This is a genomic window from Legionella stuttgartensis, from assembly GCF_977063405.2.
The window spans coordinates 13,176-36,381 of the sequence record NZ_CDRUHA020000044.1 but is presented as its reverse complement, the minus strand read 5'-3'; the positions used below and the strand labels follow the sequence as shown (position 1 = coordinate 36,381).

Here is a 23,206-nt window from a genome sequence, read left to right as displayed (position 1 = left end):
ATGAAAAGGACATCATCTAATGAAAGTTAGTGCAATAAAATCGTGGCTTCCCCTTTTAATAATAATAGTGTTATTAGGTCTTTTTTTTGGTTTAGGCTTAAATAAATACGTAAGTTTTGCCAATTTACGAGACAATCATGAATGGCTTATAGCCATGACAAAATCACATTTTTATCTAGCCTCTTTAGTTTTTATACTAATTTATACAGTGGCCGTAGCTCTCTCTATTCCAGGTGCTATCTTTTTGACTTTAATAGGCGGCTTCTTATTTGGAATACTTTGGGGAACTTTTTTGGTGGTTCTAAGTGCCACTTTAGGTGCAACGATTCTTTTTTTTGCAGTCCAATCGTCCTTAGGCGAAGTGTTTTCCAAGCGTGCTTCAGGTTGGGTTAAGCGGATGCGTTCTGGGTTTAAAGACAATGCATTTTCTTATTTGCTCACCTTGCGACTTATCCCATTATTTCCTTTCTGGGTGATTAATATCGTTTCTGCCTTACTGGGTGTGAGCGCCTATACTTTTATCATAGCCACTTTTATAGGAATTATTCCTGGCTCTATTGTCTATGTGTCTGTTGGTAATGGATTGGGCGAACTATTTGCAGCAAGCCTTCAGCCTAATCTGGGGATTATTTTTGAACCCAAATTTATTCTACCTTTATTAGGATTAGCCGCTCTTTCTTTGATTCCTGTTTTTTACAAAAAAAAGGGTAAACAGGGTACTGAAAAAATGAAAGATAAAGATTTATTTTGTGATTTGGCCATTATTGGCGGGGGTTCTGCAGGCTTAAGTATCGCTGCAGGTTGCTCTCAATTGGGATTACAAGTGGTATTGGTTGAACCAAACAAAATGGGAGGTGATTGTTTAAATTACGGTTGCGTCCCTTCTAAAACGCTATTGAACACTGCCAAAATCTTTTATCAAACCAAACATTCGACTGTTTTAGGTATTCAGGCAAAATCGGTGAAAATTGATTTTTTGCAAGTGATGCAACAGGTGCAAAATGTGATAGCGTGTATTGCCAAAAATGATTCGGTGGAACGTTTTACCTCTCTAGGTGTTCAGGTTATTCAAGAAGCAGGACGTTTTATAGGGCCTAAACAGTTTAAATTAAAAAGGAAAATTATTCAGGCCAAACATTTTGTGATTGCTACCGGCTCATCTCCGGCCATCCCTCCTATCCAGAACTTAAACAAGGTCTCTTACTTAACTAATGAAACCATCTTTAACCTAAAAGTACAACCTGAGCATTTGATTGTTATCGGCGGAGGTCCTATAGGCTGTGAATTAGCTCAGGCTTTTGCAATGCTTGGGTCTAAAATCACCATTTTAGAAGCCTTTACTATTCTTCCTAAGGATGATGCCGATTGCGTGGCTATTATTCGAAGTCAACTTGAGTCGATGCAGATAGCACTTTATGAACACATTAAAATTGACAAAATAGAAGAGAGTGTTGATAAGACTATTAGTGTTCATTTGGAAAACCAGGACAACCCAATTACCATCACTGGGTCGCATTTGTTGGTATCAACAGGTCGTGTGGCTAATGTGGACGGGCTCGATTTGGAAAAAGCAGGCGTTCAATACACCACCAAAGGGATAAACACGAATGCCAGACTTCAAACCACTAATAAAAAAATATACGCCATAGGCGATGTGACAGGGCCTCATCAATTTACGCACATGGCTAGTTATCAAGCGGGTATTGCATTGAGAAATATTGCTTTTAAATGGCCTGCAAAAATAGATTACAAAGCGGTGCCTTGGGTGACTTATACTGAGCCCGAATTAGCCCATGTGGGCCTATTGGCGAGTGAGGCTTTAAAAGACCCCACTTTAAAAATCACAGAATTTGCCTTCGCCGAGGTGGACAGAGCCCAAGCGGAAAATAAAGTAAATGGCAAAATTAAAATCATAACCGGTAAAAAAGCTAAAATTTTGGGTGTGAGCATAGTGGGCGCTCATGCAGGTGAATTAATTTTACCTTGGGTTATAGCCGTTAAAGAAGGGAAAAATTTGCGAACTTTTACCGATGCGATTGCAGCGTATCCCACTTTTAGTGAAATTAGTAAGCGAGTTGCGGGAGAGTATTATAGGCCGTTTATATTTTCTTCTAAAATTCGAACTTTTGTTCGTTGGCTAAATAAATTAGGATAAATCTATGATAGAACAATACCTTAGGCCATTGTATCAACGCCTTTGTGTCAATCCAATCACTCCTGTGTTGATAGAGCGAGTGACCCCAAATCAAGTCACCTTCTTTTCTGGCGTATTGGGTCTTTTAGTAATACCCGCACTGTGGCTAAACCTACCCTATCTGGCCATTAGTTTACTATTACTGTCTGGATATTGTGATACCCTCGATGGTACTATTGCTCGTCTGACTAACCATTGCTCTGACTGGGGTAGTGTATTGGATATTATGACTGATCGCGTGGTTGAGGTGGGTGTTGTGTTTGCCTTATGGGCTATTAATCCTAATGAGCGAGGTCTTGGGTCTTTGTTAATGATGGCGAGTATACTACTTTGTATCACGAGTTTTCTTGTGGTGGGTATTTTTAAGACTAATGATTCAGAAAAAAGTTTTCATTACAGTCCAGGATTAATAGAAAGAGCTGAAGCCTTTGTTTTTTTTATAGCCATGATGCTTTGGCCAAACCACTTCCTAAGTTTAGCAATGATCTTTTCTTTGTTAGTGATAGGGACAGCGATGCACAGGCTTTATGAGTTTCATAAGCAATCTATTTAAACAGAGTTAAATACTCTTCATAGCCTTCGTTGCTCATTTGATCTTTTGGGATAAATCGCAATGCTGCCGAATTCATGCAATATCGTTCGCCGGTAGGTTTTGGGCCGTCATTAAATACATGCCCTAAATGAGATTGCGCATTTTTAGAAATCACTTCAGTTCGCACAAAAAACAAATAGTGTCTATCAGGTTTTAAAATAACATTTGCCTTATTTATGGGTTTTGTAAAACTAGGCCAACCGGTTCCCGAGTCATATTTATCCAGAGAACTAAACAGAGGTTCTCCTGAAACTATGTCCACATAAATTCCGGCTTGTTCATTATTCCAATAGGGATTATCGAAAGGTTTTTCTGTAGCAGCCTTTTGAGTCACTTGGTATTGCAAAGGCGTAAGCTGTTTTAGTTTTTCGGGTTTGTTAAATTCAGGCGTGTAGGCCATGGCAGTACTTAGCATAAACAAGCTTACAATGAAACTAACGAGACTTTTCATCCCATAACTCCTTGATTCGTGCATCACGACCACAATTGTAACGATAATATTTGTAACGAATTGGATTTTTTTGATAATAATCTTGATGATAGTCTTCTGCAGGATAAAACGTTGTAGAGGGAATTACCTCAGTATATACCTTAGGAAATCGTTTTTTTATTCCATCAATACTAGCTAAAGCTGCTTTTTTTTGATCGTCATTTAAATAGAAAAGGACACTGCGATATTGCTTACCAACATCGCAAAATTGCTGGTTTTGTACCGTTGGGTCGATATGACGCCAATAAAAATCCAGTAATTGTTTATAGGTCACTTTGTCACTATCATAGACAACACGCACAACCTCCACATAAGCAGTTTTACCCGATGAGACCAATGCATAACCAGGTTTAGGCTCAGTACCACCATCATAGCCTGAAATAGTCTCTAAAACCCCAGGAACTTTATCAAAATCGGCTTCAACACACCAAAAACAACCACCAGCAAAGATGGCTTCGGATGGTTTAGCAAAAAGTGGTTGGGATAGAAGAGCTATCAAAATAAAGAGGTAGCGCATACCTAACCTTGGAAGACAGTTTGTATTTTAAGTGTAGCAGAAAATTACTTTAAGGTTTTAGCTCAAATACTCATGTTACCCACGATCAATTTTAAGCAGCAATATTTTTAAGCCCCTGCCAGGCAATTTGGTTCGCTCTAACAATTAGTTTTGTACTTAATGGCAAAGTGATTTAATTGGGTTTTTATCTTCAGCATTTCGAGCTTGCAGTAAGCAATAATAGACGCATAAATATGATTGCACTGTGTTATGACGATTCGAGCTGGGGACTTGGTTAAGCTTGCATTTTGCTTAATTGACTTGTGATACTCTTCAATCCGCCAGGGTAAACTTCATAAAGACGTTCGGCACTACTTTGCATGTCATTTGAAACAAGATAGAGAATTCCTGTTGAGCCATTTTCGTTTTTGAAAACCTTTTTCAGGAGCCTCACGGGGAGGTCTAGGCCTTTAAGCCAGTATATCCTCTTCAAGTTCTAATGCTCTTACTTGTTGGTACCGCCCGTTTTTGGCATCGTTTTCAGATAAGGCTAATGTTAGGTTAGACTTGATTCCAATGATAAACGACTTTTGAAGGTCTTTATGGATGTGAACCATATTGGCCTTCGAGCCAAACCAGTTGTCAGCTAGCACATAATCAAACATCACCTTATTGGTAATAGCCTGTGCAATCAAGCTTTGAAATAATTGATTCTTGTTCACTGATGATTTTCTTCTGGTTTGTCTGGTTTTAATATCACAATAAGCGATATCTTTTTTAATCACCTTATATCCTATGGATACACTGAAGTCAGCGTAACGAACCATGCAAGACAAGATGTTTATCCCTTTGAGTACAGTCCCTTTAGCATGAGAGTAATACCAGCAATTCACTTCATTCTCATCAGAGTAGGGCTTCTCTTCGATGGAATCATCAAGTATCAATACTCCTCCTACTGTTTCTTGTGACCTAACTGGCTTTTTGACATAGTGCCAAAGTGATTTTGAACCAAAATGTTCAAAACGAAGAAATCGTGTTACTTTGTTATGAGCAAATGCTCCATCAACCAAATCAGATAACCCGGTAGCAGTCGCATATTTGTTTTGGAAAATTAAATAATCACAATAAAGATCAAGCATATCCATTGAATTCACTCCCTAAAATTAAGGGCAAAATTCTAATGCTTTTTATTCAAACTGCAAGTTCACGTGCGTAACATGAGTGGTTTATAAAAAATCTCAGAACTATCCGTTAACATTTCACTGGTAAATCGAATTAATTAGGCTAAATGTATTAGTATCTCCCTGTATACCTCACAACACACACAATAACGCCGATAATTATAGCGTCAGTTACTTTATCAATTTTTATATTCCCCCAATTATCATTTTCGGCCCGCAATTCAAATGGATTAAATTCTTTTGATAAGGTTAGTTGTTTATATCTACGCACGATAACCTCATTTTCTTCGTTAAGCTGTGCTGCAACTAAACTTCCTGGATGCAGTTCAGAATTGGGATCAATAATCAAAATATCATTAACTCTTAATTCAGGGTGCATACTCTCATCTTTCATTTTTAGAGCAAATGCATTTTCTCCAAGACGAGTACTAAGCTCAGAAGAAATCGGTATAAAGCTTATTTCATCTGAATTATGTTCGTTCCTAACCCTTTGAATGAATTCTTTAGGATCGCAGGCTTGTTGATGATCGAGCATTGGAACCAATGACCCTAATCCTGGAATTTTTTTTGGACGTTTCTCATCGGTTAGGCACATCAAATAAGCAGGTGAAATATCTAGTGCTCTAGCAAGTTGTTTTATTTCTTCAGGCCCTGGAGTTCTATCACCTCGCTCCCAATTGCTAATTCTTGATTGTTTAAGATCATCAGTTAACTCCTCAAGGGCCTTTCTAGTTAATCCTTTTGCTATCCGTTCTTCTTGAATTCTTTGACCAATTTTTTCTTTTATATTCATATTAACCAACCCAATTAATCCCATATTGTGAAAATATATATTGACAATGCACCGAATGGTGGTAAATTAAAATAATTATTTACACGAATCGTACGATTCTAGTAGTATTTAATAGTAAATATACCATAGAAAAAAAATAATAACGAATTTATACACGGATTGAGAGTGAATAGTGGATTTTTTAATTAATGACAAAGAACTTGCTGCTTTATGTGGGATGCCACACCTTCAGCAACTGGCTTACCTAAGAGGGATAAGGCCATATATGGATATCAAAACAGGATTAGTCGGCATAAAGCGCGGAATCAGCTATCAATCGATAGCAGAGCAACTTTATATTGAGCCGCATCAAGGCATTAAAAGCGAGAGCTATTCACGCATGCAAATACGCCGCGCCTTATCTGCTTTGGGGCGAGCAGGGCTTATTACACCACAATCCGAAGGTTTAAAATTAATTTTAAGATGCGAATTAGCTACAATGGGTTATTCCGTCCAAAATAAACTAGACCTAAACCCGACACAGCAACTAGACCCAGCTAAAAATCAGCAACGCCTTATAAACACTGGCTTATCAAAGACAGACCCACTAAAAGCCGGCATAGATAAATCTCCAAAAGCCGACACACCTCTAAAAGAAGATAATTATTATATTTTTTTATTATCACAATTCGAAAAATTTTGGGATTTGTATCCGCTAAAAAAATCAAAGCAAAAAGCATGGGAAGCATTTCAAGCGCTTAATCTCACACCTGAGTTGCCAATACAAATTTATTCGGCTTTACAACAACAAATCCAGTTTTATCAACAACAGCATAGCCAAGGCCAATGGGTTGCTGCTTGGAAATATCCTGCCAATTGGTTAGCGCAACATTGTTGGAAAGATGAAATTCAAAGTGATACGTGTCAGGAGACAAATAATGCAGTCCATGAAACAAATTATAAGAAACAACCCATTAGAGACAGCTTCTGGGAGTCATGTAAATCAGGAATTGAAGAAGAAGCCGATGACAACATCATCGACCTTAGCGCCTACCGAGGAAAGTCGCAAGCGCATTGATCGATTATTTTTGAGGTTTGCAGCTATGTACGGACAGGTTTGGCGTAGTCAATTTAAAAGCGATGAGTTTTTAGTTTTTGTTAAAGGTGAATGGCAACAAGGACTACTTGCCTATGCGGATAACATTCTTGATCTGGCAATTGATTTATGTCGAAAAAATAAGGAACTACCGCCAACCTTACCCCAATTTATTGATTTTTGTAAAAACTGTTCCAAGAGAAGTTCATTTTTTGTACCTGATGAAGCTCCCAAAAACAATAACCCTGAAGTGGCTAAAACCCAATTACTGAAAATGAAACACATTTTAAATATGAAAGTTAACTAAAAAGGAGAAGAAGATGTTGAGTTTAACTAGAAGAGTCGGTGAAAGCATTGTTATTGGAGAAGATATATTTATCACAGTTCTATGTTGTAAAGGGAATCAGGTACGCATTGGGTTTAATGCACCCAATTCAGTAGCAATCCACCGTTATGAAATTTATCAAAAAATTCAATCTGAAAAGCACGATGGTTTGGCTGATCCAACAAAGAAATTTTGCCCATCAATGCAGCAATCAATCCTCAATCACCATTAAAAAGGAGGGATAACATGTCTTTATTAAATCAGTTCAGAAGTAACGTGTTAAGCAGTATTAATGCTCACATTGGAAAGATTTTCATACTTATTTGCTTGCTAATAATGGCTCAAGGAACCTTTGCAGCGGATGCTTTATCCGCTGCAGAAGAAGTAGTTAAGGATACCTACAATGGTTCGATAAAAACCTATCTTTATGTCGGAGAAGCTGTAGCGGCTGTTGTTACCTTGATGTTTACTCGAAATATTAAAACGCTTGGCGGCGTTGGGGCGATGGCTATTTTTCTAAATGTCGTTGCAATGCTAGCAGGGGTTTAAGATGGAAGATCCGAGAAAATACAAAACACCCCAATATCTTAATGAGCCTTATCGATTGATTATTTTTACACTCGATGAGGTCATGGTAGCAGCATTAACTCTCTACGTATTTGGGGCTGTTTGTGGTTTTTTTGTTACCTCATTGATTCTAACCTGTGCGTTTCTATTCCTGATGAAACGCATGAAGGGGAATGAAGGTCCCTATTTTTATATCCACCTTTTTTATTGGTTCTTTTCTCTATCACCTAAGTTACGGGCAACACCACCGTCATGGATTAGAGCGTTTTTGGGGTAACAGATGAAAATAGAACAAAAAAAATCAGAATTAATGAAGGAAAAAAAGATTAGGGTTTTATTCATAGGTATTAGTAGTGTGCTGCTAGCTATGACATTCATGCAATCAATTACCATTGTGGCCTTATTGCATTATGCTCATAGCAAACATGAAACCCATTTCATCCCACCTAAAATATCTCAAGAATTTACACTTTCTGGAACAGGTGTTTCGGAAGGCTATTTAAGAGACATGACCAATTTCTTAACGCAACTTCGTTTTAATATCACTTCAAGTTCAGCCACTTACCAATTTAATGCGCTCTTAGGCTATGTAGCTCCCTCACTGTATGGGGACATCAGGGCGCAATTGGTTAAGGAAGTCGAACAAATTAATCACGAACATTTATCCAGCGTGTTTTATCCATCGACCTTTGAAATTGATATCAAACACTTGAGCGTAAAAGTAATGGGACAGATGAAGCGTTTTGTTGGCGCGGATTTGATGTCTGATGTACGGGAGACTTTTTTGATTAGGTATTCCTATGAGTATGGCCTGTTGAAACTAACGAATCTTGAGAAGGTGTAATCATGAAACAAATGGCAATGATATTCAGCTTAGGCTTATTAATAGCAACAGCAGAAGGTGCTCAAATAAAAACAGTCAGAAATTATGAAGATATTTTCATTAATGCCTCAATTAAAGAACCCAATAATCTGATGTTAGAGGATGATCGCATTCAGCAAATAAAAGCACCTGGCAACACCCTGGTTGATGCATGCAATGGGAAGGCGAATTGCAAATTAATTGATGATACGACGGGTATTCTTACTTTTTTGCCATCGCCTCTTTACCACACGCGAGCTTTTACTATCAATTTGCTGACTGAAAAAGGCTTTTTTTACAACGTGCGTGTAGAGCCAAAACCCATTGCTTCACAAACAATCGTTTTTAAATCCTATAAAAACCCTGTAATTCGTGCCCGTGACCCACGTACTTCAAGTTATGAAAAGGTAATGGTTGGTTTTTTAAGAGCACTGGTTAATGGGTATTTGCCAGAAGGTTTTACTCAAACAATACCTAAAAAGCCTTCGGTATATAAAGCGCAAAAAACACAGCTAAAACGCTTGTTGACGGTTAAAGGCAACCGTATGCGGGGTGAAATTTTTGAGTTAAAGAACGTAACCAATCAGCCTATTGATGCCAAGGAATCTTGGTTTAATTGGCCTGGAACCAAAGGGGTGGCGCTTGCTAAAACCCATTTAGCGCCGTTTGAAACTACTCGATTGTACAGGATTAGCTAACATGTCTATTCAACTTAAAAAACAACAACAGATCTTTTTAGGGATTGTTATCGGCGTTATAGTGTTGGTGATTGCGTGCTTTGCCTTATTGGGAAACAAGACAGTTAAATCCAGAGAGGTTGATAAACCCGCTTATAAAAAACACAGCTTAGCCAGCCCGATATCTACTGCCACTAATGAATCCCATTGGATTGAGAAAACACAAAATGCCTGGCGAGCTGAGCTTGCAAAATCAGAGCTCTTTGATAAAAGCCTCAAAGCATTAGGTGATGAAAAAGACAAGCAAAGCAAGCTCATTACTTCGCAAAAAGATGAACTATCGGAAATGAAATCAACACTTTCTGAGCTGAAGCATCAAATAGTTAAACTGCAAATGGAGCGTACTACCCCAATAAATGGGACATTAAAAACCAATGAGCCCCAAAATGGGTTATTACCCCGAGCAGATGAATCGGCAGCGAGTAACTCTATAGAGATAGATTCTGGATTTATTCAATACACAGCCAAGTTAAATAAAAAATCCAAGCCACGAATCAAAACACCCAATAATTATGTCTTCTCTAATACCTTTGCTAAAGCAGTTGTTTTACAAGGGGCTGATGCTTCAGCGGGAGTTTTAAGCCAGGCCAACCCGGACATTATGATATTTCAAATAGTCGATGATGGAGTGATGCCGAATAAATACAGGGCACCGCTTAAAGGCTGTATGGTAAGTGCTTCTGTAATTGGTGATATTTCCAGTGAGCGAGGGAAATTTCGTACCGAACGATTAAGTTGCATTCATTCCAATGGGACCAGTATCGACATCCAGGTCACGGGTATTATTGCAGATTCTAAAAACGGAATTCGTGGGCGTGCAGTATGGCGTGATGAACCGATGGTGAAAAAAGCTTTTTGGGGGAACTTCTGGGAAAGCATGGGCAATATTGGCCAGCAATATTCCACTGATTACAGCACCTCGCCTCTAGGAAGTGTATCAACCATTCAAGCAGGAAAAATTCCCCTAGCGGCTGTTTCTAGCGGCGGATCGGGTGCAGCCAAAATGTATGCACAGTACAACATCAAGCGCGCTGAAATGTACCACCCAATTATTCAATTGCCTCCAATGGTTACAGTTGATGTGACTTTTCTTAAAGGATTTTGGCTTGACGGAGGGACGGACACTAATGCCCCTGAACAACCAGAAGAAAGACAAGATTCCAAAGTGGCTTTTGAAGCTCCTGTCGAGTCTGAGACTTCTGAAGAAAAAGCTGCTAATCAATTTTTCTATAAAAACCACTCTTTCTAAGGACATATCGAACATGAAAACTCTAATTACTTTATTACTGTTGCCCTGTGTTGTTTTGACCGGCTGCGCCAAACTGAATGAGGACTTTGATTGCCCAGCCCCCAGCGGAGGATCGTGCAAACGCATGGACGAGGTTTATGACATGGTAAATGGTAAGGGCAAATCCCTGGCAGTAACCCCCAACCGAAATCCTTTAGTGATGGATGGACGACCTGGTCATCCTGTGCGATATGGAGAAGGGGTGATGCCTCTTTGGATAGCGCCTTATGAAGACACTGATGGCAATTATCATCAAGCCAATCGGGTGTACAGCGTTGTTAAAGAAGGACAGTGGATGCAGCAGTCCCAATTGGCTTCAAAATAAGGAGAGCCACTATGTTATCTACACTAAAAAAAGCGCGTCGCGCAGTTAGAAACACAAGCACTACTTTAAGTCATGCAACAGGCTCGTTACTGGAAACATTGCGAGAAGAGCTAGGCATGACTGATGCGCATCATAAAAAGCAAATAGAAGCACTGTTGGATACATATTGCTTAGCACCTTATTTGCCAGATGAGGTCTACGATTCGGAAGCCGACATTTATCCCTACAAACAAGCCTCTCATATGATGTTTGAATGTTCCACATTGATTGGTGCCAGTGAAGAAACCATGACTATTCTCACCAGTATATTAACGGATATTTTACCACCGGAAAGTTGTTTTCATGCTTTGTTTTGGGCATCGCCTAAAATTGGCCACATGATTGATGAAATGGAACATCAACGCAATCAAGGCAGTGAGGTTTTAAAAGCCCTGGCACACCGACGAGCTGAATTTTACCGCAAAGGGGTGTACAGCTCATTAACTAAAGAAAGCAATTATGTCTTGCGTGATTTTCGTTTATTTTTATGTATTTCAATTCCGCGCAAATCTATAGAAGACGATCGCTTGTTGCTTGGTAGTTTGCGCGAAGACATCAGCAACAATCTAAAGTCAGTCAATATTGTTTGTAAAGAACTGTCTGTTGAAGAAGTGATTAGCTTAAAGCGGGAGTGGCTCTTTCCAACCGACAGCTTGTATGAAGAAAAAACCAATTACGATACCAATACTGAAATTCGTTTTCAACTGACTGACATTGAAGCGAGTATGCGGGTTAAATCCAATCAAATAGAGATTGAGCGAGAAGAAGATACGAGGGTGATTAAATGCTTGTCCGTCAGGCAATATCCTAAATCCCCTGTGCAATGGCAAATGGGTGATTTATTTGGAAAAATGTTTAATACCTCTTTGCAAATAAGTTGTCCCTTTCTTTTTAGTTTTGCAATACGAATTAAAGATAAAGATAAGGTGATGGCGGCATTAGATGCCAAGTATGCTGATGAAGGTCAAAATGCCAAACAACCTTTTATTGCCAAATGGGTCAAAAATTTTAACAAAAAATACGCAGAAATTGAGGAGTTAAGAGAGCGGCTCAGTGGCGATGATTCTTTGGTTGATTCCTATTATAACGTTTTATTGTTTACAACACCTGCCAATGTCCGTCGCGATGTACGACGTGCCAAGGATGTATTTCGGGGTAACCAATTTGATTTACGCACGCCAACAGGTTTGCAGTTACAAACACTTCTAGCCTCCATGCCCTTTGCACCTGCTGAAGGTATGTTTGATGATTACAAATCATTTGGACGGATAAGACCTTTAACCAGTTTTAATACGGTTAACTTATTACCTATCCAGGGGGAATGGAAAGGGGCAGGACGATTTGCTCAGGTCTATCCACAAAGACGGGGGCAATTTACCGCTATTTATTTTTTTGACAACGTAGTCAGAAACTATAATGTCGCTATTGTAGCTCCTCCTGGAAAAGGAAAATCCTTTTTAATGAATGACTACATTCAAAGTCTGTTATCCCAGGGGGGCTTTGTTTATATCATTGATGTGGGCGGTTCATACGCTAAATCTTGTGAGATGTTGAACGGACAGCTTATTGATTTTAATCATGACACCGAAATTAGCCTAAACCTCTTTTCCACAATTGATGCACAAGCCAAAAATGATACTGCATTTAAAGATGTTCACAATCAGCTAATACAACTTGTAGGTATGATGGCAAGACCATCCGGTAACGTCAGTGATGAAGAACGAAGTCATATTGAGAAAGCCATTGAGGCGATGTGGCGACAACATCACAATGCTACAACTATTACTCTTATTGCTCATCACTTAGAAAGTAGTAACGATCCTATTTCTCAAAATATTGGGCGCCTGTTGTATAGCTATACTAAAAACGGTCGTTATGGCAGTTATTTTGAACCGCCTTGTTCGCTCGATTTTAAAAGAAATTTAGTCATTTTAGAGTTGGGTGGTCTTGATGGAAATAAGGATTTGCAGCGCATTGTATTGAAAATCTTAATGTATCAAATCACCAATGCGATGTATTACACGCCAAAGCACATTCCCAAAAGCTGCTTGATTGATGAATCCTACGAATTACTTTCAGACAATGGCACGGGTGGCAGTGCTAACTTTGTTAACGAGGGCTATAGGCGTGCGCCTAAATACGGTGGTAATTTTATTACAGTGACTCATGGCTTAGATGATTATGAAAACAATCCAACTGCCAAAATGTGTTACGACAACGCCTATTATAAAATCTTTTTAGGTGCCTCCAAAAGTACGATTGACACTTTAAAAACGAGTAATCAGTTGGATGCTTATGGCGAGCGTTTAATCCGAAGCCTTAAAATAACTAATGAATACTCTGAGTTTTTAATGATGTGTGAAGAGAATTCAACAGTGCATCGTTTGATTGTCGATCCATTTTCACGCGTCCTAAACACCACAAGAGGCCCAGAAGTAGAAGCCTTGAAACGATTAATGGCAACAGGTTTGCCATTGGCTGATGCCATTTCCAAAGTTGCCCTGGAGGTGTATGGCTATGTTTAAGGCAACTCAAGTATCTCTTTTGACCGCACTCATTACCAGCGTCTTAGTTAATGGGATTTTTTATAGTGCTTTGAGACGGCCAGATATTGCAACCGTTGATATCGTGTCAATCACCTCCCAATTTATCAAAGAGGAAGCGCAAAAAAATCATTCAAACCTTGAGAAAGAAGCAGCGATTAAAGCATTTTCGCATCATTTGGAAGCAGCGTTACAAGATTTGTCCCAATCCAAATCGTTGGTGTTATTGCCGAAGGAAGCAGTAATTAAAGGCAGCACTGATTATACAGCCACCCTCATGACGATGATCAAATTGGAGCATAAATCGTGAAGAAGCTTCTGTTGATTATTTGCATGCTCTATCTCCCTTTTGCAGAGGCTAAAGACTATGGTGTCTTTGGCAAAACCTTTGAAATTGCTGAAATAGATTTTTTAGATTACATCCAGCAAAAAATGAAGGGGATGCAGGCTAATGGGGAATGGAAGACAGTACAATCTGAGTTTAAAAAACGGGTAAAAGAACATGTGGCACGCCCAACACCTATTCGTTTGCCGAGAGCAGAAGACAATAGAACGTGGTTTTTTAATCCATCACTTGCTGTGCCTTACGATGTGAAGGACAGTCACGGCCAAGTGATTGTTAAACAAGGCACTGTAATTAACCCCCTGGATAGAGTGGGCTTGAGTAGCACTCTCCTGTTTTTTGACGGGGATGATGAGGCACAGGTTGCATGGGTTACCCAGGAATTAACGCAGCACCAAAAAGTAAAATTAATCCTCACTTCAGGCTCTGTAAAGGAAGTTGCGAATCAATTAAAGCAAGCTATTTATTTTGATTTGAATGGATTTTTGGTTTCCAAATTTCAAATAAAGCACTTGCCGGTCAGGGTTTTTCAAGCAGGGAAGCGGTTACAAATTAATGAGGTGACTGTATGAAAGCCTTTTTTGTTTTTCTTGCATTTTTAGCCTCTGGGTTGACACAAGCAGGCTCTTGTCATGGTCGTTTTGTTAATCCCATTACGGATGTCTGTTGGTCGTGTTTGTTTCCATTCAGTTTAGGGCAAGCCAATCTCGTTTCCTCCAATCATTTGCCAGACACTAAAAACCCTAAACTGCCTGTTTGTGAATGTCCAGGAAATCCTATACCACGATTTGGATTAACAATGGGTTATTGGGAGCCTGTGAATTTAGTGGATGTAACCCGAACTCCTTTTTGTCTGGTTAATTTAGGGGGGATTTCTTTAAATTTTGGCAAGTATTATCGCAAAGGTGCAGTGGAAACAGACAGTAATTTATCCAATCAATCATTTTACCACGTGCACTGGTACAAGTTCCCATTGATGTATTGGTTGAATGTGTTAACTGATGGGATTTGTGTTGAAAAAGGAGACTTTGACATTGCTTATCCGAGTGAATTGGATGTGATGTGGAATGACGATGAGCTGGGTTTCATCATTAATCCTGAGGCGGTATTGTTTGGTAGTTTACCCGCACAAGCGGCTTGCGCTGCTGATTCAAGTACCGCTTTATTGGGCAGTGCCATTGACAAACTCTTTTGGTGCGCAGGAGCTCAGGGAAGCATGTACCCTTTAACGGGGCATGTGCAAGAACATGTTGGCGGGGTTCAGGCATCAGTCTTACTGTCTGAGCGTATGAATTTTAAACTGCACCGCCAGGGATTATTGGAAGACACAGTAGGACTTGATGATTCGACAAGCAGCGCAAAATCCATTTGTCATACTCATTATTCCCCTATTTTGCCCAAATCACGCTACCGCTATCAAATGGTCAATCCTTTACCGACTACTAATGCCTGTTATCCCCTTGGGCGTGCTACGACCCTATGGGAGGCAGGGCACGAATATCCGTTTAAGGGCGAGGATTTTGGGTATCTGATCTGGCGCAAACGCAATTGTTGTGCCTTTTAACGATTAGGAGTTGTGATGAAAACAATACGAATGAACACTTCTTTCTTGGTTGCATTATTTTTGTTGTCATTTCCTGCACTTGCAGAAGATGAAACCTATATTGCGTCTATTGAGGCGAATACAAAAAATCGCGCCAATGCTTTTACAAATGAAATAAAACAAATCAGTAAGTCTCTTGAGACTTCAGAAAAATCGGGTCAAATTGCAGAATTTACCGGCGAGATGCATCAAGTCATAAAAACACAGGAGCCCATTGTAACCCACTTAAAAAAAGTCAGTCAGGTACTCGTGTTCTTATCGTTTTCAATGCCAGAAAAAAGTCTACAAGCTTGGCTTTTACAATGTAAACAAAGTGGAGCAACACCTGTGATTCGGGGACTAATTCATAATTCGTTTAAAGAAACGATGACGGCTATTCAAACGCTCAGTAAAAAAACAGGAATTGGGATGCAGCTTGATCCTATTCTTTTTATAACCTTTGATATCACTATGGTTCCTGCAGTGGTTTATGTGAAAGACACCCCTGCTTGTCCTGCCAATATGGATTGCAAACCGGTGAATTACGACAGTCTTTATGGTGATGTGTCGCTGGATTACGCCTTAGAAAAAATGAGGGGCGATGAGCAGTCAGAAGACCCCGTGTTGGATCAAATGATTCTTCGGTTAAGAGGGGGGTTAATCTGATGAAAGGCTTCGTTTTAGTTTTTTTAATCCTTTGTTCACAGGTTTTTGCACTTGATTTGAATCAGGCGTATCAAGAAGGCGTTCAGACCGGAACAAGCCATACCAATCAATCCATTGATTTATTAAAAGCACTGGATCTGAGCCAGTTTCCTGGCTATCAAGCCAATCTGCCGCAAGAACATTATTATAGTGGCGTCACGCAGGCAAGCTCAGGTCTTGAAGCCGATTCGCAAACTGCCGTAGCTCAGAATGATGCAGGAAAGGCAGTAGGCGAAAGTTTTAATCATCGCCCCTTGTATCAAGTAAATCCTGCCTCGGAATCAATGCAAAGGTTAAATCAAATCGCCGAAAATGGAGATGCGATTATGCACGGCCAAAATACCGATAAAACCACCTGCTCTTTAAAGCCCAAAGAATGCCATTACTCATGGCAGGAAAAAACATGCCTGTCTAGCAAGGTATTAGGTGTATTGCATTGTGCAAGGCACTTACGGTTGGATGTCTCACCCTACAAAACAGAAAGTTACAGTCTGTACCTGCGAAAAGGAGGTATGAGAAGGACGCCTTTTAAAGTCTTAGTTAATCTGGCACAAACAGATACCTGTCAACAGGGTAAAACGCCTTGCTATACAATTTATAAAGATTTAGCGATAGCGCCTGCGATTATATTGCCTGCTAATTGTGCCATGGTGAAAGTAAGTTTTGTCGATGAAAAAGGAATGGTGGTTGTTGAGCAAACGGCTACTTGCACCAATCCCACCCTATCAATTTCTGTGGGCAATTGTCGATTTGGTCGCTGCACAGTGCCCTATTTTCACTCCGTTTCGATGACAGTTGAAATTTATGAAAGCAAAGAGTATTGGGACGACCAATGCCAACATTTGCAAAACAAAGAAAAAGAGGGGTTGTGTCATATTACTGAGCCTCTAACATGCACTGAGCGTAATCAAACACGAGTTATTGGTGATGTTTCATTTACTCGCCCTTGCTGGAAAGAAAGAGCTTCCTACACCTGTGGTGGCAGTCAGGAGCAAAATACCTGCGATGACTTGGTGAATCAAGGATGTGAGCAGACTGCTTCGACTTGTGTGAAAGAAGAAGCAGGACGTTGCACAACACATCAGCAAACGTATCAATGCCCGATAAACCAATGTACTGACAACCAACTGTTGTGTGGTGAGGATGCTTTTTGTTTGGATGGTAATTGTGCGAAACATGAACTAACCCCAGCCAATGAAGAAGATTTTAAAAAAGCAATGTCCACCTTATCCGCCGCCTCGGAAGCCTCAAAAGACTTTGATGGCAATGCCAATTTTATTTTCAAAGGTCAATTGCTTGAATGTTCAACAACAATGCTCCATTTTAAAAATTGTTGCAGTGATAAGGGGTGGGGTCTGGATCTTGAGCTGGCACAGTGTAGTGATGCTGAGAAAAAACTGGGAAAAGCTCGAGAAAACAAACTGGTAGTACCTACAGGTGAATATTGTTTTAAACGCAAAAAACTCCCTATTGGCTCAGTCTGTGTCGATCACCACCAGACTTACTGTGTCTTCCAATCTAAATTAGCCCGTATGGTTCAAGTACAAGGAAGACGTGACCAGTTACATATTGGTTTTGGCCAAAATAAATACTCTAATTGTTCAGGTATTACGCCTGAGCAAATGCAATTAATTCACTTCGAATCCATTGATTTTTCAGAATTTTATGAAGAGGTAAAAAATAAACAAAAACAACCGGATTACCAACAAACTGCCAATGGAATAAGCCAGCGCCTTAATCAATTTTACAATCAAGGAGACATCAATGGCTAGATGGTTTTTTGTTTTGTTGGTTAGCGTGAGTCCTTTTTTGTACGCCGAGCAGCCTTATCTTAATGAGCATGAGGAAGGTTGGTATTGGCATAAAGATCCCAAAGAGGAAGTCAAGAATAAACCACAAACTGAGTCAGTGGCAGCTTCACCTGTAAGTAAACCTGCCGATCCTGATAAAACATGGAAATTGATTGGTACTAGGGTGCAACAGGCTCGTGCACAAGCTATTTTAAATCCAACTCCTAAAAATATTGCTCGGGCAAGACGATTACAACGATTGATTGTGGCACAGGCTAATCTATTTTCTGAGAAATGGATGCTCGATTTGCTAATCAATCCAGATCAAGATGAAAGTCTTATTAATCCAAGCAGTAGTGCGGCACGTGATGTTTACAACCAGCAAAACAGCATGCAAAAGGAAAAGGCGATTATTCAAATTAGTCAAACATCTGGTTTGTTGTATTTCTATGAGGGTGGTGAACCATTTAGCGAGCGTATGGCCCAAGTGGTGAGTGATTTTGCAAACAGTTATCACATGACTGTTATTCCAATTGCCATGACCAATCGCATCTCCCCGATGTTCCCTAACTCACGAGTTGATTCCGGTCAGGCAACTCAGATGGGTGTTAAACACATTCCAGCGGTTTTTGCTCTTAATCCGGTATCAAAAAAAACCATGCCAGTTGCTTATGGCTTAGTCAGCCAGTCGGAATTGAAAGAAAACATTTTAATGGCAAGCAACGCTTTTCAATCGGGAGATTACAATGCGCAATAAATTAGCTATTTTTCTAATATTAGGAACGTTATTTTCATCAAGCCTATACGCCGATATTGATAATGCACCGCTTCATGCCCTTGCCAAACATCAAGGATTTTTCTTTTTTTTCAGTTCGAGTTGTCCTCATTGTCAACGCTTTGCACCCACGCTCAAACGCTTGAGTCAACACTATGGCTTTAGCGTAGTTGCTATTTCTGTTGATGGAGGCTTTTTACCGTCCTTTCCTGATGCGGTGATGAATGAAGGACAAACGAAGGTATTTCAAGTCAGTGTTTATCCTTCTCTTTTTTTGGTTAACCCAAAGAGCCAAGTGGCGAGTCTTGTTACTGAAGGCACTATTGATGAAGGCGAACTAACCAATCGGTTACTAAAAATTAGCCAGATACATGACAAAGAGGTGCCTTTATGAAAAAAATTCTTCTGTCTTGTGGGTTAATCGGTGCACTTGGCATCGGACAAGTGTACAGCAAATCAATAGGTGAGGATTTAACTGGCTATTTTAAAGCCCTTAATATGGGAGCGAATGTCACAGAGCCTCATGCCTATCAAGCACAGCGTGCCGGTTTTTATACGGGGGGTAATTTATACGCCAGAAGCAGCGTGCGTAATCTGCAAATTATGCGCTTGAGCTGGCCTAAGGTGTCTGCAGGCTGTGGTGGCATTGATGCCACGTTAGGTGGTTTTTCTCACATCAAAGGTAAAGAGTTTGTAGATTTTACCAAAAACATATTGAACAACTCACAAGGACTTGCCTTCCAATTAGCCCTAGAGCAAGCAACACCTCTGTTAGGTAATGTGGCAACCAAATTACAAAACGTGGCTACCTGGGTGAACCAAACTAATATCAGTTCGTGTGCAACGGCTGAAAGTGCCGTACTGGGTTTAGCCCCACGCACCCGTATTGCACAGCAACATGCCTGCCAATCCATCGGTCAATCTAAAAATCTCTTTTCAGACTGGGCAGAGGCACGACAAGGCTGTGGTAAAGGCTCCAGTAATTATGATTACGACAGAGTGATTAATGAAAACAGCAGCAATGAGCAGGTAGTTGATAATACCAATGTGGCGTGGAATGCGTTAAAGAAAAACGGCTTATTTGCAGATGATATCGAATTAGCTCAACTCATGATGACCTTATCGGGCACCTTAATTCTGACTCGCGATGCAGAAGGGGTGCATGTCCAACGCCTGTCTTCCTTAGTAAGTAATAACAATTTAATCAGCGCTCTTTTACGCGGTGGCGAGGTAAAAATCTATCAATGTGATGAAAAGGTCAAATGCTTACAACCCACCTTAACCAGTAAAAACATTGATATCAGTCATGGTCTTGAATCAAAAGTTCGTGATCTGATTTTGGATATGGCAAGCAAGATTAAAGACAATGTGGAGCAAAGTGATGCCGCTAAAGGATTAATAGAATCCACCCAATATCCGGTAATGAAAATGGTCAGTGTGCAAATGGCCTTTATGAAAGACAGTGCGGTGATTGACACCACCCGTTACTCAGAAGCCATTGCCATTGATATTTTATTTCAATATTTGAATGAAAACTTACAACTCGTTAAACAAGCAGCAGGAGCTTTGCAATATCCAGAGGCCATTATGAAAGAGTTTCAAACTGATCTCACTCAGGCTCGTCGCGACTTGGTTCAAATGGAAGGTACCGCGCATCAGCGAATGAGCATGGCGATGCAGATGATTCAAGAAACTCAAACCATAGAGCAAATGCTTGTAGGAGAATTTTCATCAGAGCTCACTCAGTCTTTGAGTTGGGCTAATCAAATGAGGTGAGTGAAATGGCTGTTACGATGCAAATTTATACGATTACCGGTGGTGAGTTACTTAAGGCGTTTTATAACGCCACCGCAGCTATGTTTCACTATGATGGAATACTTGGGATTTTTAGAACAGCACTGATTATTGGTGGGGTTTGGACTGTTGGCCAATTTATTGTAAAACGTGATGTGCGCAGTATGTTCTTCTTTATTTTAAAATATGCTTTTGTTATTTCATTTATTCTAACACCTACCTGCAATTTGCAAATCCACGATAGAACTGATCCTCTGCGACCAGATTTAACGGTTGATAACGTGCCCTTAGTTTTGGGTGTTGTAGGAGGATTAAGCAGTCAGCTAAGTGATAAAATAACCCGGCTTTTTGAATTCTTCTTTCATTCACCTAACGATATGGATTACAGCCAAACAGGCATGATCATGGGTGCGAAGCTCTTTTTATCAGTAAGTAATATAAAAATAACCGATCCGTTGTTTAATGCAAACATGCAAAAGTTCATGCAGCAATGCGTGTTCTATGATGTGATGTATGGACGATATGGCTTAAAAGACATTAATCAAGCAAGAGATATTTGGGAATTGGTTAAATCCAATGCCTCTGTTGCTCGTGGGTTTATTTACGATGGTTCATTTAAATCGTGTATGGAAGCCGCTAGTTTATTAGACAGTGCCTGGAGTGGCGTGATTGAAGATGCCAAATCTAAGTATGCAGGTTTTGCTTTTGGCAATCATTCAGATGCCCTAGCTAATTTCGAAAAATACTTACCTCAAGCTTATAATCATTTAACCGCCATGTCAGGTGATGCCGCAGCACTTATTCGGCAAAATATGATGGCCAACGCCATTCGCGATGGCGTGTTTTCTATGGGCGCACGTGTGAATTCAAAAGCGGCCATAGACAGTTTTTCAGCCAGTCGAGCACAGGATAAAATACCCGCGGCACTCAGCAATATTGGACTAATGTCCGCCTATTGGTTGCCCATGTTGCAAAGTCTTTTATTTTGCATTGTTATAGGGTGTTTTATTTTTGTCTTGTTTTTTTTCCCCTTTCCCTCCGGCATTTCTTTTTTTCAATTTTACGCAACACTGTATGTCTGGCTTGCCCTATGGGCACCGATGTTTACTGTTATTAACTACATCATGACTATTTTGGCGCAGTTTTCATTGTCCTTTGTGTCAACAGGGGCGACTACTTTGGCCTACCAAACAGGCATGAATCAAGTCTATGAAAATATGGCTGCCTTGGGAGGCTACTTAGTCTTGGCGACAACCACATTGAGTTATATGTTAATCAGTCGACACGTGGGTAGTTTTGTATCACTCACGCAACAACCAACAGGTATTGTTCAAAATGCCGCCTCCTCTGCGGCAGAAGAAGCACAAATGGGAAATTACAGCTACGGAAATACCAGTTTTGCTAATCATAATGGGTTTAATAGCAGTTCTTTTCATAACGATCAAAACGCCAGAATATCATTGGGTGGTATTGAAACAAGCCTTGATAGTGGTTCAATTGCGCGAATATCGCGTGATGGCAGTGAAACACTGACGATGGCAACTGCGACCTCGCATACCCCGCTTAATATTCAATTAGGAGAAAGCACGCGATCTGCATTTTCTGAATTATCCGACAGTGCTAAAAGTGCTGGGTTCAATAAATCAATTGCTTCATCAGAGCACTATGCGGCATCACTCAGAAGCCTGGCAGAGCTTGGTGAAACGCAATCACATGGGGAACAAAGTGGGCAGGGACATCAAATATCCACTTCAGCAGGCTTTAATGCCGCGGCATCAAAAATATCCAATCTCATTGATACCTTTGCTCACGATCATAATATTTCTCGGGATGATGCGACTAAAGTTTTAAGTGCTGCCAGTATTAATTTAGGAGGATCGTTTGGTTTTGGAACTGGTTCTGCAACACCTGGCGCAAGGGGCAATATTGAGATTGGGGGAAATGTGCGTCATGAACGAGACAAATCAGAATCCCATCAAGACGCACGCTTGATGAATGAAGCGCGACGCTTTAGTGAGGAGCATCATTTTACAGATGTAGTAAATGAGGCAAGACAAGCCACCAAGGACGATCATTTCCGCACTTCTGATGATTTTAGTGGACGCTTGGCTAATAACTTTTCAGCAGGCTTTGATAAATCTATGCAGTATCGAGATGAAGCTGTGGCGAGTTTTTCCGAATCAGAGAGTTATCACCGACAAGCAACTACTTCCAGCGAGCAAACAGCATCTATTAATCTTGATGCTCAAACAGGATTTATTGATTGGTTATCACATCATCGTGCACCTAATAGTCAGGGAACCATTGGGTTGCAACAGGCAGAATGGCTAATTCGTCACGATCCTGAATTAGCTCAGTCTTATGCAAGACAATTTGTTGGTGAAAAAACCGCGCAATCAATCAGCCAATTTCAAAAAAATCATCCTATTAACGAAAGTCAGGTGCACCAAAAAAATGATGCCTTTAAAAGTCGTGTTTCTGGTAGTGCGGGGGTTGATCATGCTCTTGGTGATTATACCAATACCTTCAATGAGCGAGCAAAGAACATCAATGCAGGAGGCGTTAATAAAGATTCGGTTAGTGCCGTTGATAAGGATTTTGCACGCGCCAAGTCAGAAATGTCCAAGAATGTTGAAGGTATTGTGCAAGATGGATCGCAAGTCATGCAGGATGTCATAGTTGCCCAAGCAAACAAGGACGTTAAATGATA

General features: G+C 40.2%; 24 protein-coding genes and 1 pseudogene. 21 read left to right on the top strand and 4 right to left on the bottom strand.

Annotated elements, in window-relative coordinates; translation table 11 throughout:
- The first annotated feature begins 19 nt into the window (after positions 1-19).
- Together ACWTEW_RS11105 and ACWTEW_RS11100 are read left to right on the top strand one after the other, a co-directional pair.
- Complete coding sequence (locus ACWTEW_RS11105) at positions 20-2,155, top strand: FAD-dependent oxidoreductase (protein ID WP_131774943.1); 2,136 nt, start codon at positions 20-22, stop codon at positions 2,153-2,155.
- Between the two features lie 4 nt (positions 2,156-2,159).
- Entirely contained in the window at positions 2,160-2,747 is a 588-nt protein-coding gene (locus ACWTEW_RS11100) for a CDP-alcohol phosphatidyltransferase family protein (RefSeq protein WP_131774942.1), read from the top strand.
- Here ACWTEW_RS11100 and msrB read toward each other — a convergent pair.
- From msrB to ACWTEW_RS11080, 4 genes and pseudogenes are all read right to left on the bottom strand, one after another.
- Positions 2,740-3,237 carry a peptide-methionine (R)-S-oxide reductase MsrB gene (msrB, locus tag ACWTEW_RS11095; RefSeq protein ID WP_165482901.1) on the bottom strand — a complete coding sequence of 166 codons (498 nt, stop codon included), beginning with the start codon at positions 3,235-3,237 and terminating at the stop codon, positions 2,740-2,742. The genes ACWTEW_RS11100 and msrB overlap by 8 nt on opposite strands.
- Positions 3,221-3,793: a peptide-methionine (S)-S-oxide reductase MsrA gene (gene msrA, locus ACWTEW_RS11090; RefSeq protein ID WP_131774940.1), complete on the bottom strand. Its 573-nt coding sequence runs from the start codon at positions 3,791-3,793 to the stop codon at positions 3,221-3,223. Before msrA ends, msrB begins: the two co-directional genes overlap by 17 nt.
- 91 nt (positions 3,794-3,884) lie before the next feature.
- Positions 3,885-4,917, bottom strand: a pseudogene (locus tag ACWTEW_RS11085) (IS701 family transposase).
- 148 nt (positions 4,918-5,065) lie between these two features.
- Positions 5,066-5,746, bottom strand: a complete 681-nt coding sequence (locus ACWTEW_RS11080) for a helix-turn-helix domain-containing protein (protein WP_207385675.1) — start codon at positions 5,744-5,746, stop codon at positions 5,066-5,068.
- A gap of 172 nt (positions 5,747-5,918) precedes the next feature.
- Here ACWTEW_RS11080 and ACWTEW_RS11075 point away from each other — a divergent pair, with 172 nt between their 5' ends.
- From ACWTEW_RS11075 to ACWTEW_RS10985, 19 genes are read left to right on the top strand one after another with little or no spacing between them, the layout of a single operon-like run.
- Positions 5,919-6,803 (top strand): hypothetical protein, encoded by an 885-nt coding sequence (locus ACWTEW_RS11075; protein WP_131774937.1) that lies wholly within the window; start codon positions 5,919-5,921, stop codon positions 6,801-6,803.
- The gene (locus ACWTEW_RS11070; RefSeq protein WP_065235825.1) at positions 6,751-7,128 is read left to right on the top strand and encodes a hypothetical protein; all 378 of its coding nucleotides are present in this window, start codon (positions 6,751-6,753) and stop codon (positions 7,126-7,128) included. Before ACWTEW_RS11075 ends, ACWTEW_RS11070 begins: the two co-directional genes overlap by 53 nt.
- A gap of 13 nt (positions 7,129-7,141) precedes the next feature.
- Positions 7,142-7,378 carry a carbon storage regulator CsrA gene (gene csrA / locus ACWTEW_RS11065; protein ID WP_010947807.1) on the top strand — a complete coding sequence of 79 codons (237 nt, stop codon included), beginning with the start codon at positions 7,142-7,144 and terminating at the stop codon, positions 7,376-7,378.
- Between the two features lie 14 nt (positions 7,379-7,392).
- Positions 7,393-7,695, top strand: a complete 303-nt coding sequence (locus tag ACWTEW_RS11060; RefSeq protein ID WP_010947806.1) for a fimbrial protein — start codon at positions 7,393-7,395, stop codon at positions 7,693-7,695.
- Between the two features lies 1 nt (position 7,696).
- Positions 7,697-7,990 carry a type IV conjugative transfer system protein TraL gene (gene traL / locus ACWTEW_RS11055; RefSeq protein WP_058491829.1) on the top strand — a complete coding sequence of 98 codons (294 nt, stop codon included), beginning with the start codon at positions 7,697-7,699 and terminating at the stop codon, positions 7,988-7,990.
- Between the two features lie 3 nt (positions 7,991-7,993).
- Positions 7,994-8,557 (top strand): type IV conjugative transfer system protein TraE, encoded by a 564-nt coding sequence (gene traE / locus ACWTEW_RS11050; protein ID WP_058491830.1) that lies wholly within the window; start codon positions 7,994-7,996, stop codon positions 8,555-8,557.
- 2 nt (positions 8,558-8,559) lie between these two features.
- The gene (gene traK, locus ACWTEW_RS11045) at positions 8,560-9,273 is read left to right on the top strand and encodes a type-F conjugative transfer system secretin TraK (protein WP_131774936.1); all 714 of its coding nucleotides are present in this window, start codon (positions 8,560-8,562) and stop codon (positions 9,271-9,273) included.
- Position 9,274: 1 nt separating this feature from the next.
- Positions 9,275-10,561, top strand: coding sequence for a TraB/VirB10 family protein (locus tag ACWTEW_RS11040; protein WP_165482900.1), 1,287 nt, complete (start codon positions 9,275-9,277; stop codon positions 10,559-10,561).
- 13 nt (positions 10,562-10,574) lie between these two features.
- Entirely contained in the window at positions 10,575-10,925 is a 351-nt protein-coding gene (gene traV, locus ACWTEW_RS11035) for a type IV conjugative transfer system lipoprotein TraV (RefSeq protein WP_058491836.1), read from the top strand.
- Between the two features lie 11 nt (positions 10,926-10,936).
- Positions 10,937-13,489 carry a type IV secretion system protein TraC gene (gene traC, locus ACWTEW_RS11030; RefSeq protein ID WP_165482899.1) on the top strand — a complete coding sequence of 851 codons (2,553 nt, stop codon included), beginning with the start codon at positions 10,937-10,939 and terminating at the stop codon, positions 13,487-13,489.
- Complete coding sequence (locus ACWTEW_RS11025; RefSeq protein WP_162262290.1) at positions 13,476-13,817, top strand: TrbI F-type domain-containing protein; 342 nt, start codon at positions 13,476-13,478, stop codon at positions 13,815-13,817. Before traC ends, ACWTEW_RS11025 begins: the two co-directional genes overlap by 14 nt.
- Positions 13,814-14,422, top strand: a complete 609-nt coding sequence (gene traW, locus ACWTEW_RS11020; protein WP_131774933.1) for a type-F conjugative transfer system protein TraW — start codon at positions 13,814-13,816, stop codon at positions 14,420-14,422. The genes ACWTEW_RS11025 and traW overlap by 4 nt, the downstream gene beginning before the upstream one ends.
- The gene (gene traU, locus ACWTEW_RS11015) at positions 14,419-15,414 is read left to right on the top strand and encodes a conjugal transfer pilus assembly protein TraU (RefSeq protein ID WP_131774932.1); all 996 of its coding nucleotides are present in this window, start codon (positions 14,419-14,421) and stop codon (positions 15,412-15,414) included. Before traW ends, traU begins: the two co-directional genes overlap by 4 nt.
- Positions 15,415-15,429: 15 nt before the next feature.
- Complete coding sequence (gene trbC, locus ACWTEW_RS11010) at positions 15,430-16,098, top strand: type-F conjugative transfer system pilin assembly protein TrbC (RefSeq protein WP_165482898.1); 669 nt, start codon at positions 15,430-15,432, stop codon at positions 16,096-16,098.
- Positions 16,098-17,909 (top strand): type-F conjugative transfer system mating-pair stabilization protein TraN, encoded by a 1,812-nt coding sequence (traN, locus tag ACWTEW_RS11005; RefSeq protein ID WP_131774930.1) that lies wholly within the window; start codon positions 16,098-16,100, stop codon positions 17,907-17,909. Before trbC ends, traN begins: the two co-directional genes overlap by 1 nt.
- Positions 17,902-18,684, top strand: coding sequence for a type-F conjugative transfer system pilin assembly protein TraF (gene traF / locus ACWTEW_RS11000; RefSeq protein ID WP_131774929.1), 783 nt, complete (start codon positions 17,902-17,904; stop codon positions 18,682-18,684). Before traN ends, traF begins: the two co-directional genes overlap by 8 nt.
- Positions 18,674-19,096, top strand: a complete 423-nt coding sequence (gene trbB, locus ACWTEW_RS10995; RefSeq protein ID WP_131774928.1) for a type-F conjugative transfer system pilin assembly thiol-disulfide isomerase TrbB — start codon at positions 18,674-18,676, stop codon at positions 19,094-19,096. Before traF ends, trbB begins: the two co-directional genes overlap by 11 nt.
- Complete coding sequence (locus ACWTEW_RS10990; protein WP_131774927.1) at positions 19,093-20,478, top strand: conjugal transfer protein TraH; 1,386 nt, start codon at positions 19,093-19,095, stop codon at positions 20,476-20,478. The genes trbB and ACWTEW_RS10990 overlap by 4 nt, the downstream gene beginning before the upstream one ends.
- Before the next feature lie 5 nt (positions 20,479-20,483).
- Positions 20,484-23,204 carry a conjugal transfer protein TraG N-terminal domain-containing protein gene (locus ACWTEW_RS10985; protein ID WP_165482897.1) on the top strand — a complete coding sequence of 907 codons (2,721 nt, stop codon included), beginning with the start codon at positions 20,484-20,486 and terminating at the stop codon, positions 23,202-23,204.
- Positions 23,205-23,206 lie beyond the last annotated feature (2 nt).

Coding starts and splice junctions, on each gene's coding strand:
- ACWTEW_RS11105 (WP_131774943.1), top strand. CDS start 20: ATGAAAGTTAGTGCAATAAAATCGTGGCTTCCCCTTTTAATAATAATA.
- ACWTEW_RS11100 (WP_131774942.1), top strand. CDS start 2,160: ATGATAGAACAATACCTTAGGCCATTGTATCAACGCCTTTGTGTCAAT.
- msrB (WP_165482901.1), bottom strand. CDS start 3,237: ATGAAAAGTCTCGTTAGTTTCATTGTAAGCTTGTTTATGCTAAGTACT.
- msrA (WP_131774940.1), bottom strand. CDS start 3,793: ATGCGCTACCTCTTTATTTTGATAGCTCTTCTATCCCAACCACTTTTT.
- ACWTEW_RS11080 (WP_207385675.1), bottom strand. CDS start 5,746: ATGAATATAAAAGAAAAAATTGGTCAAAGAATTCAAGAAGAACGGATA.
- ACWTEW_RS11070 (WP_065235825.1), top strand. CDS start 6,751: ATGACAACATCATCGACCTTAGCGCCTACCGAGGAAAGTCGCAAGCGC.
- csrA (WP_010947807.1), top strand. CDS start 7,142: ATGTTGAGTTTAACTAGAAGAGTCGGTGAAAGCATTGTTATTGGAGAA.
- ACWTEW_RS11060 (WP_010947806.1), top strand. CDS start 7,393: ATGTCTTTATTAAATCAGTTCAGAAGTAACGTGTTAAGCAGTATTAAT.
- traL (WP_058491829.1), top strand. CDS start 7,697: ATGGAAGATCCGAGAAAATACAAAACACCCCAATATCTTAATGAGCCT.
- traE (WP_058491830.1), top strand. CDS start 7,994: ATGAAAATAGAACAAAAAAAATCAGAATTAATGAAGGAAAAAAAGATT.
- traK (WP_131774936.1), top strand. CDS start 8,560: ATGAAACAAATGGCAATGATATTCAGCTTAGGCTTATTAATAGCAACA.
- ACWTEW_RS11040 (WP_165482900.1), top strand. CDS start 9,275: ATGTCTATTCAACTTAAAAAACAACAACAGATCTTTTTAGGGATTGTT.
- traV (WP_058491836.1), top strand. CDS start 10,575: ATGAAAACTCTAATTACTTTATTACTGTTGCCCTGTGTTGTTTTGACC.
- traC (WP_165482899.1), top strand. CDS start 10,937: ATGTTATCTACACTAAAAAAAGCGCGTCGCGCAGTTAGAAACACAAGC.
- ACWTEW_RS11025 (WP_162262290.1), top strand. CDS start 13,476: ATGGCTATGTTTAAGGCAACTCAAGTATCTCTTTTGACCGCACTCATT.
- traU (WP_131774932.1), top strand. CDS start 14,419: ATGAAAGCCTTTTTTGTTTTTCTTGCATTTTTAGCCTCTGGGTTGACA.
- trbC (WP_165482898.1), top strand. CDS start 15,430: ATGAAAACAATACGAATGAACACTTCTTTCTTGGTTGCATTATTTTTG.
- traN (WP_131774930.1), top strand. CDS start 16,098: ATGAAAGGCTTCGTTTTAGTTTTTTTAATCCTTTGTTCACAGGTTTTT.
- traF (WP_131774929.1), top strand. CDS start 17,902: ATGGCTAGATGGTTTTTTGTTTTGTTGGTTAGCGTGAGTCCTTTTTTG.
- trbB (WP_131774928.1), top strand. CDS start 18,674: ATGCGCAATAAATTAGCTATTTTTCTAATATTAGGAACGTTATTTTCA.
- ACWTEW_RS10990 (WP_131774927.1), top strand. CDS start 19,093: ATGAAAAAAATTCTTCTGTCTTGTGGGTTAATCGGTGCACTTGGCATC.
- ACWTEW_RS10985 (WP_165482897.1), top strand. CDS start 20,484: ATGGCTGTTACGATGCAAATTTATACGATTACCGGTGGTGAGTTACTT.